The organism is Microbacterium sp. (assembly GCF_047607465.1).
Classification (GTDB): Bacteria; Actinomycetota; Actinomycetes; order Actinomycetales; family Microbacteriaceae; genus Microbacterium.
Window position 1 is genome coordinate 1 of record NZ_JASGCY010000006.1, and the last position, 14889, is coordinate 14889.

Sequence of the window (14889 nt, forward strand, 5' to 3'; positions counted from 1 at the left end):
CGTTCGGGTTCTGTGGCGGTGGGTGTGGTCGCGGGGGCAGAGGGGCCGCAGGTTCGTGGTGTTGGTGGTGCCGCCGTTCGCCCAGGGGCGGTCGTGGTCGATGTCGGCGTCGGCGGCGAGGCGGTGGCATCCGTCTCTGGTGCAGGTGCCGTGGGTGAGGATCAGCCAGTCGCGCTGTGCGCGGGTGGGCCGGTAGGTGCGGCGGTCCATGTCGAGGGTGATGCCTTTGACGGGGTCGGTGATGACCCGGTGGAACGCGGTGGTGTCGAGGAACAGCTGCGCAGCGGTCACCGGGTCGATGGTGTCGCCGCCGACGATGCACGCCTGCTCGACCGGCACCGGCATGGGCGCGGTGCCGGGAGCGGAGCCGGGCACGGTGGTGCCGGTGCCGGTGCCTGTGCCGGCGAGGAGTTGGACGGGGATGGTGACGAAGATCTTCGTCTTCACCGCGGTGGCGGTGCCCTTCCCGGTGAGCCAGGCGCAGAGCAGGTCGGCGCGCACCTGATCACGAGTGCGCCCGCCCCGTTCCCCCTTCTGCACGTGCTTCGCGGTCGCCGTGAGCCGACCCATGATCTTCTCCGCCTCGACGGTCGGGATCAGCGCGGTCAGCCAACTCATCCCGTCACCGGCCGGGGAGACGCGCACGTTCCGGTCGGCCATCGCCCGCGCATGCCTGCGGGACGCGATGTTCCCAGCAGCACTGTCGACCAGGCGCTTCACCTTCCGACGAAACGTCTCGGGCGGGCACTCCAGCACCCACCCGGACGCAGCCGCATCAACGGCCGCGATGACCGCGGCGACCTCATCGAGGACCTCCTGCGGGGCATCGGCAGGAGGACGGATCACGTGCAGGCAATCGAGGACCTGATCAACCTGCCGCCCGGTCGCGAACCCGTCGCGCGCCTGCTGCCACACCCCGGGAAGATCCCGCATCGCCTGCACGGTGCGAGCCTGCAGGAACCGCACCTGATCCTCACTGACCCGCAAACGCAGGGCGATATCGAGGGTCGCAGCCCGCTCCGCCATCACCGGATCCGCATCGAACGTATACACCTCCGGATGCTCGGCCGCGAACGCGATAGCCTCGACAATCCGCTCCGCACGACGCGCCGCAACCCGGTTGAGCTCGATGTCAAGACACTCCAGGTCATCAAGAAGGATCGACGCGACCTCGAGAGCCGACACCGGAGACGCGACAACACCACCCACCGGATCGGACACCAACGAAGCATCCAAACCATCGAGTAACGCGGTATCGTTCATACCTCCACAATAGAACAAAGATGCGAAGATGGGAAGAGGTTATGGCGAACCCGAGGAACATTCGTCCGGCCGCAAGGGTCCTCCGACAACCTCAGGAACCCGGAGCTGTCGAGACCGTTGACGATGTCGGAGGCCCAGCGCACACTGGGTGGCATCCTCGAACAACGGAGACACGATGACCGCCACTGTCGCGAGCATCACCCGCGCCACGGCCGGAGGCATCGCCCGCGCCGCCGTCGCGATCGTGACCGCCACCGCGGTGCTCGCCGGTTGCGCGCAGGCGGCACCGCCGCCGACTCCAGGAGGCATCCGGCAGCCCTCGCCGACTCCGAGTGGCATCCGGCTGCCTCCGCTGGCCGCCTCACCCGACTATCAACTGGGCGGCGCCTACCCGCCCGCCTCGGGGGTCGGCGTCGTCGGTCGCGACCGCTCCGCCTCTCCCGCCGAGGGCCGCTACTCCATCTGCTACATCAACGGGTTCCAGACCCAGCCGGATGCGTTCGACGACTGGGACGACGACCTGCTCCTGCGCGACGAGCACCGCGAGCCGGTCTTCGATCCCGACTGGCCCGACGAGGCGCTCCTCGACACGTCGACGCCGTCGCACCGAGATCGCATCGCCGCGATGATCTCGCCGTGGATCGAGGGATGCGCCGATGCGGGATTCGACACGGTCGAGTTCGACAACCTCGACTTCTACATGCGCTCGCACGGGGCGCTGACCATCGAAGACAACCTCGCCCTGGCCGAGCTGCTCGTCTCGGCCGCCCACGAGGCGGGCCTGGCGGCCGGCCAGAAGAACGCCGCCGAAGACGCGGCCGCCCTGCGCGAGCACGCGGGCTTCGACTTCGCGCTGACCGAGGAGTGCGCGGCATTCCGGGAATGCCCGCAGTACGCCGCCGTCTACGGCGAGCACGTCATCGACATCGAGTACGCCGACCGACTGCCCCGATCCTTCGCGCAGATGTGCGCAGACGACGATTCCCCGTCCTCAATGGTCCTCCGCGACCGCGATCTGGTGACGCCAGACGACGACGGGTACGTGTTCGTGCTCTGCTGACATCGGAGCCGGGGCACGACCCCGCGATCCGGGCACGCCCAAGGGCCGCGCCCGGCGCACCGGCCACCGCGCGTCAGACCCCGCCCTCCAGGAAAGCCCGCACCTCGGCGACCGCAGGGTCCACGGAAACCGTCGGCACGGCGTAGCCGCGCTCCGCAAGCCAGGCGTCGTCGTACACCTTGTCGAGGTAGCCGCGGCCGTGATCCGGCAGCAGCACCACGACCACGTCGTCTTCGGTGAGACTCGACGCCGCGCGCAGCGCCGCCACCACGGCCATGCCGCTCGAGCCGCCGACGAGCAGCCCCTCCTCCGCGGCGAGGCGGCGCGTCATCGCGAACGACTCGGCATCCGAGATCCGCTCGTAGCCGTCGACGACCGACGGGTCGAACGTCGTCGGCAGGAAGTCCTCGCCGACCCCCTCGACGTGGTAGCCGTGGATCGGCCCGCCCGAGTAGATCGAGCCCTCGGGGTCAGCGCCGATCACCCGCACGCGCCCGGCGCTGGCCTCCTTGAGGTAGCGCCCGGTACCGCTGATCGTGCCGCCGGTGCCGATGCCGGCGACGAAATGCGTGACCCGGCCATCGGTGTCGGCCCAGATCTCGGGCCCCGTGGTCTCGAAGTGCCCGCGCGGGCCGTTCTGGTTCGCGAACTGATTCGGGTTGAACGCGCCGGGGATCGCCGCGGCGAGGCGCGCCGCGACGCTGTAGTACGACCGCGGATCGTCCGGTTCGACGCTGGTGGGCGTCACGACGACCTCGGCGCCGTAGGCGCGCAAGACGGCCACTTTGGCGCCGGCGAACTTGTCCGGCACGACGAAGACCATCCTGTATCCGCGCTGGAGCGCGACAAGGGCGAGACCAACGCCGGTGTTTCCGCTCGTGGCCTCGACGATCGTGCCGCCGGGCTTCAGGTGCCCCTCGCGTTCTGCGGCGTCGATGATCGCGCCGGCGATGCGGTCCTTCGCGGAGCTGCCCGGATTGAAGTACTCGACCTTCGCGAGCACGGTGGGGCGGATGCCGGCGGCGACGGCGTTCAGGCGGACGAGCGGGGTGCGGCCGACGAGGTCGGCGATGTGCTGGGCGTAGCGCACGGAAGGATCTTCCTGTTCGGAGCGCACGGAGAGCGCGCGGGTGTCTGGGGTCGGTCGTTGGCGAGCAGAGAGCTCAGCGACAACAACGACTCGTCAGGGACACCCCGGAACTGTAACACGATGGCGGGCACCCCTCCTAGGCTGAGGGTGTGAGCGAGATCAAGGCAGCCGTGCGGCGCGCGCGCGAGCGCGCCTCGACCGGCATCCGCTCGGCCTTCTCGCGCGGCGCCGTTCCCGCCTGGATCGCCGCCGGGGCTCTCGCCGTCGCCATCGTCGTGCTCATCGCGGTCGGCGCCTTCGACACCGTAGAAGCACCCCCGGAGCCGGTCGCGATCGGGGAAGAGGTGCGGCTGGACACCTACGCCGTCACCGTGATCGACGTGGAGGTGACGGATGCCGTCGAGGAGCATTACTTCAACGCCGATCCCGGCGAGGTGCTGCTCGTGGTGACGATGCGTCTGGAGAACCTCTCGGACAGCACCATCGGCGTCGACACCACCCCTGACCATGTCACCTCCCGGCTGGTGGGATCGTCGACCTCACTGCTCGAGCTCACCGGGGTGACCATCGAGCGCGGACCGCGCGTGTGGCGCGGCGCTTCCTCGGCCACGCCCCTGCTGCAGCCAGACGTCCCCGCCGAGATCACCGTCGGCTGGGCGGTCGATCCCGACGACCTCGACGAAGCGACGCTCGAGGTCTACAACGCCGATGTGCGCCACGGACAGATCCTGCTCGCCTCGAACGTGATCACCTGGACCCAGGGCGCGCACGTCGCCCGCATCGGGTTGGGGGCCGACAGATGAGGCGCGCGGCCGCGTGGATCGTCGGCGTCGGCTGCGTCGTCGCCGCCGGAGCCGTCGCCGCCGCCACCCCCGGTCCGGATGCAGTGGAGGGTCCCTTCCTCATCCGCGGCGTGGTCGGTGAAGCGGTCACCGCGCGCAACCTCGTCGTCACCGTCGAGGACGCGGCCTTCACCGGCCGCCTGACCTCGAAGGACTGGACCGTCGGCGGCAACTGGCTCGTGGTCGATCTCTCCGCCGCCGCCATCACGACCGAGGTCGACGCCGGATTGCAGCTCATCACCCTCCTCGTCGGCGGTCGTGAGTTCATCGCGAGCGAGCAACCGCCGACCTCACTCGTCGGGGAGAGGCTGCGGCTCGGCGTCGACACCATCGGCGCCGTCGCCTTCGAGCTGCCCGCAGACGTCGACGGCGGTCACGCCGAACTGCGCCTCACTGATCGTTACTCCACCCCGTATCTCGACGACGTCATCGTCGTGCCGCTCGATCTCGACGACGTCGCCCACGAGGACGAGATCGAGATCGACCGGCCAGAGCTGGAGGGGATGCCGTGATGCGCACGCGTACCCGCGCGATCACCCTGATCGCTCTGCTTGCCTGCGCCTTGGGGGTGCACTTCTGGCTCGACGCGATGCCCGTCATCGAACGCAAGAGCGAGACCTACGCGACGGCCGGCGACGACGGCAGCCTCGAGGTCGCGGGTCAACGGCTCACGCTGCGGGGCGCTGAGTGGGACGAGTTCCCCTCCCCCGATGGGACCCGCACGGTCAGCATCCGCCTGCACTCCTCCGGCGGGGCCGAGGCCGAGGTGTGCGGCGAGGTCACCCTGTCGGAACCGGGCGGGCGCATCTGGCTCGATGCCGACGACATCGTCGACGTGCCCTCCGAGGAAGGCGAACCGTACTGCGTCGCCGAATCAGCCCCCTACGACATCGTCACGGTGTTCGTCGTCCCGGACGACGCCGACGGCCCCTTCGTGCTCACCATCGCCGACGGTGCCGGCCGCGCCGCGCGCTTCGACATCGCGTTCTGAACCCGCCGCATCGAGATGCGACCCCGGGCTGGCGACGATCGCGTCGTAGGCGGTCGCCACGAGCACCACGCGCAACGGCTCGATCACCGCGGCGATGAGCACGAGGATCATCGGGAGAACCGCTCTCCAGAAGAGCTCCTCGTGCCCGCCGATGATCTGCAGGACGCCGCGGGTGCCGGCCCGCTCGAGCAGCATCCACAGCGCATAGCCGAGCACGGTCGCCCCGAAGAGCGCAGGTCCGCCTCGCCAGATCACCGTGACGGCGGCCCAGAGGCTCTCGATGCGGTCGAGCAGGCCGCGGATCATCCATCGGGCGCCGCCACGGAGACGGGTGTCGCTCCAGGCGTGCAGGCGCGTTCTGCCGTCGAAGGTCGTGCCGTAGATCACGCCGACGATCATGAGCCAGGCGGCGGGCATCACGACCACATCGGTCACGGCGCCGATCGTCCAGGTGCCGAGCTCCCAGATGCCCGCGATGAAAGGGATCTGCGCGGCGAACCAGTCGCCGATCCCCTGCAACCAGTCGACGCCGGCGCGCTGCGAGATCCAGCCGAGCACCCCGGCCCACCACTGCCCGACGAGGGTGAAGAGCATGAAGGTCCACAGCACCTCGGTGTAGACCGCCGCAGCTCGGGTCCAGACGGGCAGGCGCTGCTCGAACCTCCCGAGCAGCAGGCGCACGGCGAGGGCGACGATCAGCAGGGCCACCGAGAGCGGCCCGCCCCCGACGAGGCCGCCGCGGTCGCCGAGCGCCTCGGTGCCGTAACCGGTCTCGGCCAAGGCGCTGTTGGCGGCGATGCGGAGGAACTCGTTGCGGTCGGCGTCGAGCATTCCCCACGCGGCATAGAAGGCGAAGAACGGAAGGATCGAGGCCAGGAGCGCGGTCGTGAAGCCGCGCAGCCCGCCTGACGCCGCAGGTTTCGTGTGCCGCAGCGAGGGGCGCACCGTGAGGTACATCGCGACGTAGGAGATCAGGCGCGCGGCGACCGCGATCGGCAGGATGAGCAGGCCGCCGAGCGTGGTCCTGCCGCCGACGAAACCGGCGAGCTCGATCGCGAGCTCGTGCACGATCTCGCCCGCGAGATACCAGGCCATAAGCGTCGGCCAGTGCCGGACGAGAACTCGCCGCAGGGTGCTCAGGGCCTGACGCATGCCTTCACGCTATCGCGCCCACAGCCGTTCGATCGGAATCCCGTGCCCGGCGATGCGCTCGGCCGCGCGGTGTCCTGAGAGCATCGCGGCGGGGACGGTCGCCGGGTCGTCGGTCCAGGTCGCCTCGCCGGCGATGTGCAGGACGCCGCCGATGGGCGTTGCCAGATCGTCGTGGTCTGCCGTCGTCGACCCGACGGTCATGTAGGCATAGGAGCCGCGCGCGAACGGGTCATCCTGCCAGGCGGTGCGATGGATGCTGACCGGCTCCGGGATGCCGTCGCCGAACAGCCGTCGCAGTTGGATGGCGATATCGGCAGCGACGCGCTGATCGTCCCAGTGCCGGATGCCGCGGGCGGCGGGCCCCGCGGCGAAGGTGAGCAGCGCCGGCTCGCCGTGGAGCGCGGTGAGGTCGTACCAGGAGTGCCACCAGCGGCCCTCCTCGCCCTGCTGGCGGAAGACGTAGACGCCCTCGTCCCAGAACCTCTCCGGGAACCGGAGGATCACCTTCTCGAAAGCGTTCATCTCGAGACGGCCGAGGGCGTCGGCGTTGACCTCGGGCAGGGGCGGGCTGATCTCGAGCGAACCGGACTTCAGCACCCCGACCGGGACGGTGAGCACGACGGCATCCGCTCGGTATTCGTCCTCAGCCGTTGCGACCTGCACGTCGGGAGACCAGCGGATGCCGGTGACCGTCTGCTCGAGCCGCACGTCGAGCCCATCGGCGAGGCGGGTGGCGAGCACGTCGTACCCCTCGGGGAAGACGACCTCGTCGCCGTCGATGGAGTCGTCATCGAGTCCGTGAGCGGCGAGGTCTTCGATCCAGGCCCCGTACTGCTCCTCCGCGCGGTGCTCGAGGTATTCGCGCACGCGCTGGGCGCGAGCGGTATCCCATCCCGTCTCGGCGAGCGCGGCCTCGGTGACGTCGCGGTACGAGGCATCCGGTGCGCTCACGGCGATGACGGCTCCGAGGCGGGCGTCGACGTCGTGCACGTCGGCAGCGAAGCGTGCGGCCTCGTCGTCGGAGAGGCGGATGCCGTCGGGCCCGTAGTACGCGATCGGGCGGCTGTCGACCTGGTAGCCGCCGACGGTGAACTCGACCGTCGGCATGCCGAACGCCTCCGCAGCGGCGGCGACCGGGCTTGCGGTGACGCCATGGATCCACGAGGCTCCGAGGTCGGTGACCCGGCCATCGCGCACGGTGTGCACGCGCCCGCCGACGCGGTCGCGCGCCTCGAGGACGATGACGGCGCGACCCTTCGCCTGCAACAGGCGCGCCGCGGTGAGCCCTGAAATCCCTGCCCCGACGACGACCACATCCGCATTTTCCATGATGTCCTCCGCTTCGCAGTGTCCAGTCTGGCAGTTCGGACGCGTCCGTCCAGCCTCCAGAGCTCGCCCGCGTCCGCCTCAGCCTCCGGTGGAACGCCTCACCACGAGCTCAGGGGGGAACACCGTCCGTCGCGGGATGCTCTCAGGGTCGGCTGCCTCTTCGAGCACGATACGCAGAGCCGTGCGACCGATCATGCGCGCCGGCTGGCGGATCGAAGACAGCGGAACCGCAGCAGCCGCCGCGAAGGGGATGTCGTCGAAGCCGATCAGCGCGATATCGTCCGGCACCAGCATCCGCCCCTCCGACATCAGTGTTTGCAGCACACCCAGAGCGAGCATGTCATTGGCGGCGAAGATCGCATCGGGCCACTCGCGTCGCGGCCGGGCAAGGATGCGCGCTCCTGCGGCGGCGCCCTCTTCGACGGACAGGGCGGAGGTGGCCACGACTTGGAGGTCGACATTCACTGCTGCGTTCTCGGCCGCCGATCGGGCCCCGGCGAGCCGGTCGTTCACCAGCCGGATGTCGAAGGGACCGCCGACGAACGCAATGCGCCGGCGCCCGATATCGACGAGATGCTCGACAGCCAGCCTGCCACCGGCGACGCTGTCGATCGACACCGAGGAGACCCCGCTGTCGGCACTGAAGCGGTCGACGAGCACGGTGGCGATGCCGCTTGCGTTGAGTCTGCGCAATCGACTGATCACATCGCCGTACGGGATCACCAGAAGCCCTCGAACCTGCTGTTCATGAAACAGATCGAAGTACATCGATTCGCGTCGTGGATCCTCGTCGGTATTGCCGTAGAGGATGGCGATGCCGTGACGGGAGGCTTCGTCCTCCGCGCCTCTGACGACGTCGTTGTAGAAGGGATTCTGCCCGTCGAGCACGATGAAACCGACCGTCGTGCTCACTCCGGCTCGGAGCTTGCGGGCCGCGTCGTTGCGAACGTAGCCGAGTTCGTCGATCGCCCGACTCACACGATCCACCGAGTCTGCGGAGACTTCGTCCGGCCTGTTCAGCACGTTCGATACCGTGCCGACCGACACGCCGGCACGCTGCGCGACATCGCGGATGCTGACGGCCACAGGCGTTCCTCTCTTCAATCGCGCGGATGACATCGTCATCGATTCCATCTCGATCCAGACCAGGGGTATTGATCTCCGGCCATCGGCACTTACATTAGCCTGAACTCGATCTGAATCGATTCATGTATAGTTCATCCCGTACGAATCCCACCTCGAAGGAGAGGACCTGCCCCGTGGTCGACGAAGTATCCCCAGGCGGCGCGACCGGCGCGGCGCTGGAGCTGCATCGCGTCGTGAAGTCCTTCGGACCTGTCGTCGCACTCCGCTCAGGGAGTCTGCGACTGCAGTCGAACTCCATCCACGCCCTGATCGGTGAGAACGGCGCAGGCAAGTCCACGCTGGTCAAGATCATGGCCGGCCTCTACCGTCGTGACTCCGGTGACTTCCGCCTGCATGGCGAGGATGTGGACTTCACGAGCACCGCGCAGTCGAAGGCAGCGGGCATCGCCGTGATCTATCAGGAGCCGACGCTGTTCCCCGACCTCTCGGTGACCGAGAACATCTTCATGGGACGCCAGCCGACCGGTCCATTCGGCCGCATCGACCGGAAGTCCATGCGCACCGAGGTCGAGCAGATCTTCCGCCGCCTCGGTGTCGCACTCAATCCCGATCGCATCACCGACGGGCTGTCGATCGCCGACCAGCAGATCATCGAGATCGCGAAGGCGATCTCGCTCGACGCCAGCGTTCTCATCATGGATGAGCCCACCGCAGCGCTCAGCGGCGTCGAGGTGGAGCGCCTCTTCGCCGTCGCTCGCAGCCTTCGGGACGAAGGGCGGGCGATCCTGTTCATCTCCCACCGGTTCGAAGAGGTCTTCGCCCTCTGCGACACCGTCACCGTCATGCGCGACGGTGCATACATCGCAACCACTCCGATCGCCGAGACCACCGTCGACGAGCTCGTGCGCCAGATGGTCGGTCGCGACGTCACCGAACTCTTCCCCAAACAGGATGCCGCCATCGGCGAACCCCTGCTCGAGGTCTCGGGGCTGACAAGCCCCGGCGTCTTCCACGACATCTCCTTCACCGTGCGGTCAGGCGAGATCGTCGCCCTGGCGGGTCTGGTCGGCGCCGGTCGCAGCGAGGTCGTTCGGGCCGTGTTCGGCATCGACCCGTACCGCGATGGGGAGGTGCGGATGCTCGGCAGCGCGATTCCCCGACGAAACCCCACAGCGGCCATGCGCGCGGGCCTCGCCCTCGTCCCCGAGGACCGCCGTCGGCAAGGACTCGTGATCGACTCGAGCGTCGGCGGCAACATCACCCTCGCGATCCGGCAGCGGCTCGCGAAGTGGGGCCTCATCACGACCGGCATCGAGAACCGCGCGGCCAAGGAATGGGCCTCGCGACTGGAGGTCAAAACGCACGCCCTCGACACGGTCTCAGCCACCCTCTCCGGCGGCAACCAGCAGAAGGTCGTCCTCGCGAAATGGCTGGCCACGCAGCCGAAGGTTCTCATCATCGACGAACCGACACGCGGTATCGACGTCGGCACCAAGTCCGAGGTCCACCGGCTCCTCTCACAGCTCGCCGGAGAGGGCATGGGCATCATCATGATCTCCTCCGAGCTGCCAGAGGTGCTCGGCATGGCCGATCGTGTGCTCGTGATGCGCGAGGGCCGGATCACCGCCGAGCTCGACCGCTCGACAGCCACCAGCGAGAACGTGATGTTCGCCGCGACCCACGCATCGGAGCAGCCCGCATGACGCTCACCACCCCCGCGGCGCCCGCTGCCGCGAAGAAGAAGAAGGCCCTCGCCGGGGTCGGCAGGGCTCGGGAGTTCGGCATCCTCGCCGCCCTCGTGATCGTCGTCGCCGCCGCCACCGTCAAGAACCCGAACTTCCTGTTCTCCGGCGACGGATGGCGCGACCTGCTGCTGACCCCGTCGATCCTCGTTCTCGTCGCCGTCGGCCAGGCGATCGTGATCATCACCCGCAACGTCGACCTGTCGGTCGGCTCGGTCATGGGACTCACCGCATACCTCACCGGCCGCCTGTTCATCGACGTCCCCGGCATCCCGATCATCCTCGTCGTGGTCGCAGCCGTCGCCCTCGGGTGCGTGCTGGGTCTCGTCAACGGCGCACTCGTGGCCTACGCGAAGGTGCCCGCTATGGTGATCACCCTCGGCACGCTGTACGCCTACCGCGGCATCAATGTGCTGTGGACGGGCAGCGACCGGGTGAACGCCTCCGACATGCCCAAGGAGTTCCTCGGACTGGGCACGCAGCAGGTGCTGTTCATCCCCGTGCTCTCGATCATCGCGATCGTCGTGCTCGCTGCGGCCGCGTGGTACATGCGCAACACCCGCGGCGGGCGGGAGTACTACGCGATCGGCTCCGACCCCGCTGCAGCCGAGCTCTACGGGCTCAAGGTCACCCGTCGGGTCCTCACGGCGTTCGCGCTCTCCGGAGCCCTCGCGGGCCTTGCGGGAGTCTTCTACGCGGCCCGCTACGGCTCGGTCTCGTCGCAGGCCGGTTCGGGGTGGGAGCTGGATGCCGTCGGCGCCGCCGTCATCGGCGGTATCGCGATCACCGGAGGTGTCGGTTCGGTCTGGGCAGCGGCGATCGGCGCGATGCTTCTGATGACGATCAACCGTGCGCTGCCGATCCTCGGGATACCCGACTTCTGGCAGCGCGCCGTCGTTGGCGTACTCATCATCGGCGCGATCGTCCTCGACCGCGTCCTGGCTGTGCGGCAGAAGCGCCAGCTCATTGAGGCGAGGGATGAATCATGACCACTGCGACGACCGAGACGACGCGGGTCATCCGCGACCACGATCGACCCGCCTGGCGCCGCATCCTGCTCACCCGCGAGTTCGCGATCATCGGTCTGCTCCTTCTCGTCATCGCGGTCGCGTCGATTGGCGTCAAGGGCTTCTCGCAGCCCATCACCGTGAACTACCTGCTGCTCGATGTCGCACCGATCCTGCTGATCGCCCTGCCCATGGCATTGATCATGGTCACAGGAGAGATCGATCTCTCGGTGGGGAGCATGGTCGGCCTCTCCAGCGTCGTGACCGGAGTGCTCGTCCAGGCCGGGGCGCCCCTCGAGTTCGCCGCGCTCGCCGCACTGCTCGTCGGGATCGTGGGCGGCGCGTTCAACGGGGCGCTCGTCACCATCGTCGGACTGCCGTCGCTTGCAGTCACCATCGGCACCCTCGCGCTATACCGCGGGCTTGCCGTCGGCTTGCTTGGCACCACCGCAGTGACCGACTTTCCCGAGTTCTGGACCGCACTTGCGAAGGCGAAGATCGCCGGTACGACGATTCCGTACATCGTCGTACCGTTCTTGATCCTGCTCGCGATCTTCGCGGTGCTGCTGCACTTCACTCCGTTCGGCCGCGGCATATTCGCGATCGGACTGTCGAGGGATGCCGCCCGGTTCTCCGGCGTGGATGTCGAACGAACCACATTCATCCTCTTCGTCCTGGCAGGAGCGGTCGCCGCATTCGCCGGCATCTTCTACACCCTGCGCTTCGGCTCGGCACGAGGAGACAACGCCACTGGACTCGAGCTGCAAGTCATCGCCGCCGTCGTCCTCGGGGGCGTGTCGGTCTTCGGCGGACGAGGGCATCTGCACGGAGTCGTCGCCGCCGTGCTCTTGATCGGGGTGCTGTCCAGCGCCCTTCGCCTGGCGGGCGTCACCAGTGACGTCATCAACATCATCACGGGCGGACTCCTCGTCTTCTCGGTCGTGGCCGCCAGCGTGCTCGCTTGGGCGCAGCGCGTGCGCCGCAAGGCGGGTCCGCCACTCAGAACCGCAGCCTCTTCCACAGCATGAGGCAGCAACCTGCCGCCGGCATCCGTCTGCGGCGCACACCCGAAAGGAAAGAACAATGAAGTTTGCACGCAAGCGCGTCACAGCACTGGCCGGGCTGGCCATGGCTGCGGCGCTCGTCCTCACCGGATGCGCCGACACCGGCACCACAACTGGCGGATCGTCTGACGGCGGCTCCTCTGGCTCCTCGGACAACCTCGCCATCACGTTCATCCCGAAGAACCTCGGCAATCCGTACTTCGACACCTCCAGCAAGGGTGGCAAGGCAGCAGTCGAGGAGCTCGGCGGCACCTTCGCCGAAGTCGGGCCCGCAGAGGCGACCCCCGACGCACAGGTCAGCTACATCAACACAGCGACCCAGCAGGGAGTCGGCGCACTCGTCGTCTCCGCCAACGACCCGAAGGCAATCTGCGACGCGCTGAATGAAGCCCGCGATGCGGGCGTCAAGGTCGTCACCTTCGACTCCGACACGAACGCCGACTGCCGCGACCTGTTCATCAACCAGGCAGATTCCGAGGGAATCGCCAAGGTCCAGGTCGACCTGATCGCCGAGCAGATCGGCGGGTCGGGCGAGATCGCGATCCTGTCGGCATCCGCGAACGCCACGAACCAGAACACCTGGATCGAGCTGATGGAGGAGTACCTCGCAAGCGAGTATCCCGACATCACCCTGGTGGAGACGGTCTACGGTGACGACGACGACCAGACGTCCTTCGACAAGACCGCAGCATTGCTGCAGACGCACCCCGATCTGAAGGGCATCATCTCGCCCACGACGGTCGGCATCGCCGCAGCCGCGCGTTACGTCTCGACCTCGGACTACAAGGGCAAGGTGGCCATCACGGGTCTCGGCACGCCGAACCAGATGCGCGAATACGTCGAGGACGGCACCGTCACCGCGTTCGCCCTGTGGAACCCCGAAGACCTCGGTTACCTTGCGGCCTATGCCGCAGCGGCGCTGATCAAGGGCGACATCACGGGCGCTGAAGGAGACACGTTCGAGGCAGGCGACCTGGGAGAGTACACCGTCGGCGCCGACAGCGTCGTGCTGCTGGGCGACCCCTACGTGTTCGACGCGGACAACATCGCCGACTTCGATTTCTGAGCCGGAGTCGCACAGAAGGGGCGTCGGGGCTTTGTCCTCGGCGCCCCTTTCTGCGCGTCTGCATATGCGCGCGTCTGCATATGCGCGCGTCTGCGCGCAGCGACTGTCAGCGACCTGGCGGACGGTGACGAGATCACCTCCTGCTACGGGTTCGAGTCGTCGCCGCCGGCGCGGGCTGTGCGAACGGCGGAAGCCCACATCTCTCCGTCGATGATGCGCGCCCGCGCGCGCAGGTCGCCCGCCCATCTCCATGGCTGCGGATCGTCCGTCATCACAGCCGGGTTCGAGTAAATCCGGTCGCACACCTCACGGAGACGACTCAGGTACGGCTCAGTCATGATGCCGTACCCGAGGCTGTGCTGATCGTAGGCATCGGCGTAGGTCGTGCGCAGCACGCGCTCGTGCTCCAGACGGCCGGCCTCGTCGACCGACATCGGCCACCATTCGATGCGTGGCAGATCGGCGAGCAATGCATCATCGTCGGTATGCTCGATCGGCGCGTCCGGTGCCTGTGCGATCGCCGCACCATATTCGACCAGCCAGCCTGACCCGACGTGCGTGATCGTCGTCGGGCGCGTCCACGGATTAGGGCGAGAAGAGGACATCTCGGGCGGCCGACGGGGCGCAGCTTCGGTGTGGTCGCCGTACCCGACCGGCGCCGTCGGCGGCCAAAAGAACTCGAGCGGCGCATCGTCGGCGACGTCGAGATTCGTGACCTGCCAGCCGCGGGCGAGTAGCTCTGCCTGCACGTGATGGCCGAGCAGGCGCCACCCCTCTTTCAGGATGTGGATCTCGTCGTCTGCCGAGGTCATGAACGCCGCCCGCGGTCGTATCGTCTCGTACCACCCGGTCGGTCGTGATCGTCGAGCACCGTCGAGCCGCCAGCCCACCGGGTCGAACAGGTGGGACATTGAATGTACCAATCGTCCGATCCGGCGATCGGGAGCATCCGTCCGACATTCTCACCGCTGGACGGGCACCACATTTTCAGGTCCTCCTCCTTCTGCAGGATGACTTCTGCCATGTAGCAGTTGTCCACACGATCGCTCATGCTCACGAGCGTACGCGGGGGGTCAGACATTGCCCTGCCGTCCCCGGCATCCGCCCTGCCGCTCCCGTATCCGCCCTGCCGCTCCCCGGCATCCGCCCTGCCGCTCCAGTCGCGATTTGTGCCGCTCGCAAGCCGATGCGACGGCA

The 14889-nt window shown here is 68.0% G+C and carries 16 protein-coding genes; 9 read left to right on the forward strand and 7 right to left on the reverse strand.

Annotation, left to right across the window (positions count from 1 at the left end; translation table 11 throughout):
* Positions 1-846 (reverse strand): HNH endonuclease signature motif containing protein (locus QM568_RS00690; protein WP_415134778.1); only part of this gene is annotated, 846 nt, incomplete at its 3' end.
* On the opposite strand from QM568_RS00690, the gene QM568_RS00695 reads away from it, so the two are divergent.
* Together QM568_RS00695 and QM568_RS00700 are read left to right on the forward strand one after the other, a co-directional pair.
* Positions 847-1248, forward strand: coding sequence for a hypothetical protein (locus QM568_RS00695; RefSeq protein WP_415134780.1), 402 nt, complete (start codon positions 847-849; stop codon positions 1246-1248).
* A gap of 190 nt (positions 1249-1438) precedes the next feature.
* The gene (locus tag QM568_RS00700; RefSeq protein ID WP_415134782.1) at positions 1439-2323 is read left to right on the forward strand and encodes an endo alpha-1,4 polygalactosaminidase; all 885 of its coding nucleotides are present in this window, start codon (positions 1439-1441) and stop codon (positions 2321-2323) included.
* A 73-nt stretch (positions 2324-2396) separates the two neighbouring features.
* Here the strand turns inward: QM568_RS00700 and QM568_RS00705 are convergent, their stop codons facing one another.
* Positions 2397-3413, reverse strand: a complete 1017-nt coding sequence (locus QM568_RS00705) for a pyridoxal-phosphate dependent enzyme (RefSeq protein ID WP_415134784.1) — start codon at positions 3411-3413, stop codon at positions 2397-2399.
* A gap of 149 nt (positions 3414-3562) precedes the next feature.
* Here QM568_RS00705 and QM568_RS00710 point away from each other — a divergent pair, with 149 nt between their 5' ends.
* From QM568_RS00710 to QM568_RS00720, 3 genes are read left to right on the forward strand one after another with little or no spacing between them, the layout of a single operon-like run.
* A complete protein-coding gene (locus QM568_RS00710) occupies positions 3563-4216 on the forward strand; it encodes a DUF4352 domain-containing protein (RefSeq protein WP_415134786.1) in 654 nt (217 codons plus the stop codon).
* Positions 4213-4767 carry a hypothetical protein gene (locus QM568_RS00715; RefSeq protein WP_415134788.1) on the forward strand — a complete coding sequence of 185 codons (555 nt, stop codon included), beginning with the start codon at positions 4213-4215 and terminating at the stop codon, positions 4765-4767. Before QM568_RS00710 ends, QM568_RS00715 begins: the two co-directional genes overlap by 4 nt.
* Positions 4767-5246, forward strand: coding sequence for a hypothetical protein (locus tag QM568_RS00720; protein ID WP_415134790.1), 480 nt, complete (start codon positions 4767-4769; stop codon positions 5244-5246). Before QM568_RS00715 ends, QM568_RS00720 begins: the two co-directional genes overlap by 1 nt.
* Here the strand turns inward: QM568_RS00720 and QM568_RS00725 are convergent.
* The 3 genes from QM568_RS00725 to QM568_RS00735 form a co-directional block, all read right to left on the reverse strand.
* Positions 5130-6398, reverse strand: a complete 1269-nt coding sequence (locus QM568_RS00725) for a hypothetical protein (RefSeq protein WP_415134792.1) — start codon at positions 6396-6398, stop codon at positions 5130-5132. The two genes, QM568_RS00720 and QM568_RS00725, sit on opposite strands and share 117 nt — an antisense overlap.
* A gap of 9 nt (positions 6399-6407) precedes the next feature.
* Positions 6408-7727, reverse strand: coding sequence for a flavin monoamine oxidase family protein (locus QM568_RS00730; RefSeq protein ID WP_415134794.1), 1320 nt, complete (start codon positions 7725-7727; stop codon positions 6408-6410).
* A gap of 78 nt (positions 7728-7805) precedes the next feature.
* Entirely contained in the window at positions 7806-8813 is a 1008-nt protein-coding gene (locus tag QM568_RS00735; RefSeq protein ID WP_415134796.1) for a LacI family DNA-binding transcriptional regulator, read from the reverse strand.
* Positions 8814-8986: 173 nt separating this feature from the next.
* On the opposite strand from QM568_RS00735, the gene QM568_RS00740 reads away from it, so the two are divergent.
* Genes QM568_RS00740 through rhaS form a run of 4 tightly spaced genes read left to right on the forward strand, consistent with a single transcriptional unit; the run spans position 8987 to position 13692 of the window.
* On the forward strand, positions 8987-10516 hold the full coding sequence (locus QM568_RS00740) for a sugar ABC transporter ATP-binding protein (protein ID WP_415134798.1): 1530 nt from the start codon (positions 8987-8989) through the stop codon (positions 10514-10516).
* Complete coding sequence (locus tag QM568_RS00745; protein ID WP_415134800.1) at positions 10513-11544, forward strand: ABC transporter permease; 1032 nt, start codon at positions 10513-10515, stop codon at positions 11542-11544. Before QM568_RS00740 ends, QM568_RS00745 begins: the two co-directional genes overlap by 4 nt.
* Positions 11541-12590: an ABC transporter permease gene (locus tag QM568_RS00750; RefSeq protein WP_415134802.1), complete on the forward strand. Its 1050-nt coding sequence runs from the start codon at positions 11541-11543 to the stop codon at positions 12588-12590. Before QM568_RS00745 ends, QM568_RS00750 begins: the two co-directional genes overlap by 4 nt.
* Positions 12591-12645: 55 nt before the next feature.
* Complete coding sequence (gene rhaS, locus QM568_RS00755) at positions 12646-13692, forward strand: rhamnose ABC transporter substrate-binding protein (RefSeq protein ID WP_415134804.1); 1047 nt, start codon at positions 12646-12648, stop codon at positions 13690-13692.
* A gap of 143 nt (positions 13693-13835) precedes the next feature.
* Here the strand turns inward: rhaS and QM568_RS00760 are convergent, their stop codons facing one another.
* The gene (locus tag QM568_RS00760) at positions 13836-14504 is read right to left on the reverse strand and encodes a hypothetical protein (protein WP_415134806.1); all 669 of its coding nucleotides are present in this window, start codon (positions 14502-14504) and stop codon (positions 13836-13838) included.
* Positions 14501-14743 (reverse strand): hypothetical protein, encoded by a 243-nt coding sequence (locus QM568_RS00765; protein ID WP_415134808.1) that lies wholly within the window; start codon positions 14741-14743, stop codon positions 14501-14503. Before QM568_RS00765 ends, QM568_RS00760 begins: the two co-directional genes overlap by 4 nt.
* Between the last annotated feature and the right edge of the window lie 146 nt (positions 14744-14889).

What these genes read in the sequence shown, in the direction of transcription:
- rhaS (WP_415134804.1), top strand. Translation starts at nt 12,646, where the DNA reads ATGAAGTTTGCACGCAAGCGCGTCACAGCACTGGCCGGGCTGGCCATG.
- QM568_RS00745 (WP_415134800.1), top strand. Translation starts at nt 10,513, where the DNA reads ATGACGCTCACCACCCCCGCGGCGCCCGCTGCCGCGAAGAAGAAGAAG.
- QM568_RS00700 (WP_415134782.1), top strand. Translation starts at nt 1,439, where the DNA reads ATGACCGCCACTGTCGCGAGCATCACCCGCGCCACGGCCGGAGGCATC.
- QM568_RS00725 (WP_415134792.1), bottom strand. Translation starts at nt 6,398, where the DNA reads ATGCGTCAGGCCCTGAGCACCCTGCGGCGAGTTCTCGTCCGGCACTGG.
- QM568_RS00720 (WP_415134790.1), top strand. Translation starts at nt 4,767, where the DNA reads ATGCGCACGCGTACCCGCGCGATCACCCTGATCGCTCTGCTTGCCTGC.
- QM568_RS00765 (WP_415134808.1), bottom strand. Translation starts at nt 14,743, where the DNA reads ATGAGCGATCGTGTGGACAACTGCTACATGGCAGAAGTCATCCTGCAG.
- QM568_RS00730 (WP_415134794.1), bottom strand. Translation starts at nt 7,727, where the DNA reads ATGGAAAATGCGGATGTGGTCGTCGTCGGGGCAGGGATTTCAGGGCTC.
- QM568_RS00715 (WP_415134788.1), top strand. Translation starts at nt 4,213, where the DNA reads ATGAGGCGCGCGGCCGCGTGGATCGTCGGCGTCGGCTGCGTCGTCGCC.
- QM568_RS00760 (WP_415134806.1), bottom strand. Translation starts at nt 14,504, where the DNA reads ATGACCTCGGCAGACGACGAGATCCACATCCTGAAAGAGGGGTGGCGC.
- QM568_RS00750 (WP_415134802.1), top strand. Translation starts at nt 11,541, where the DNA reads ATGACCACTGCGACGACCGAGACGACGCGGGTCATCCGCGACCACGAT.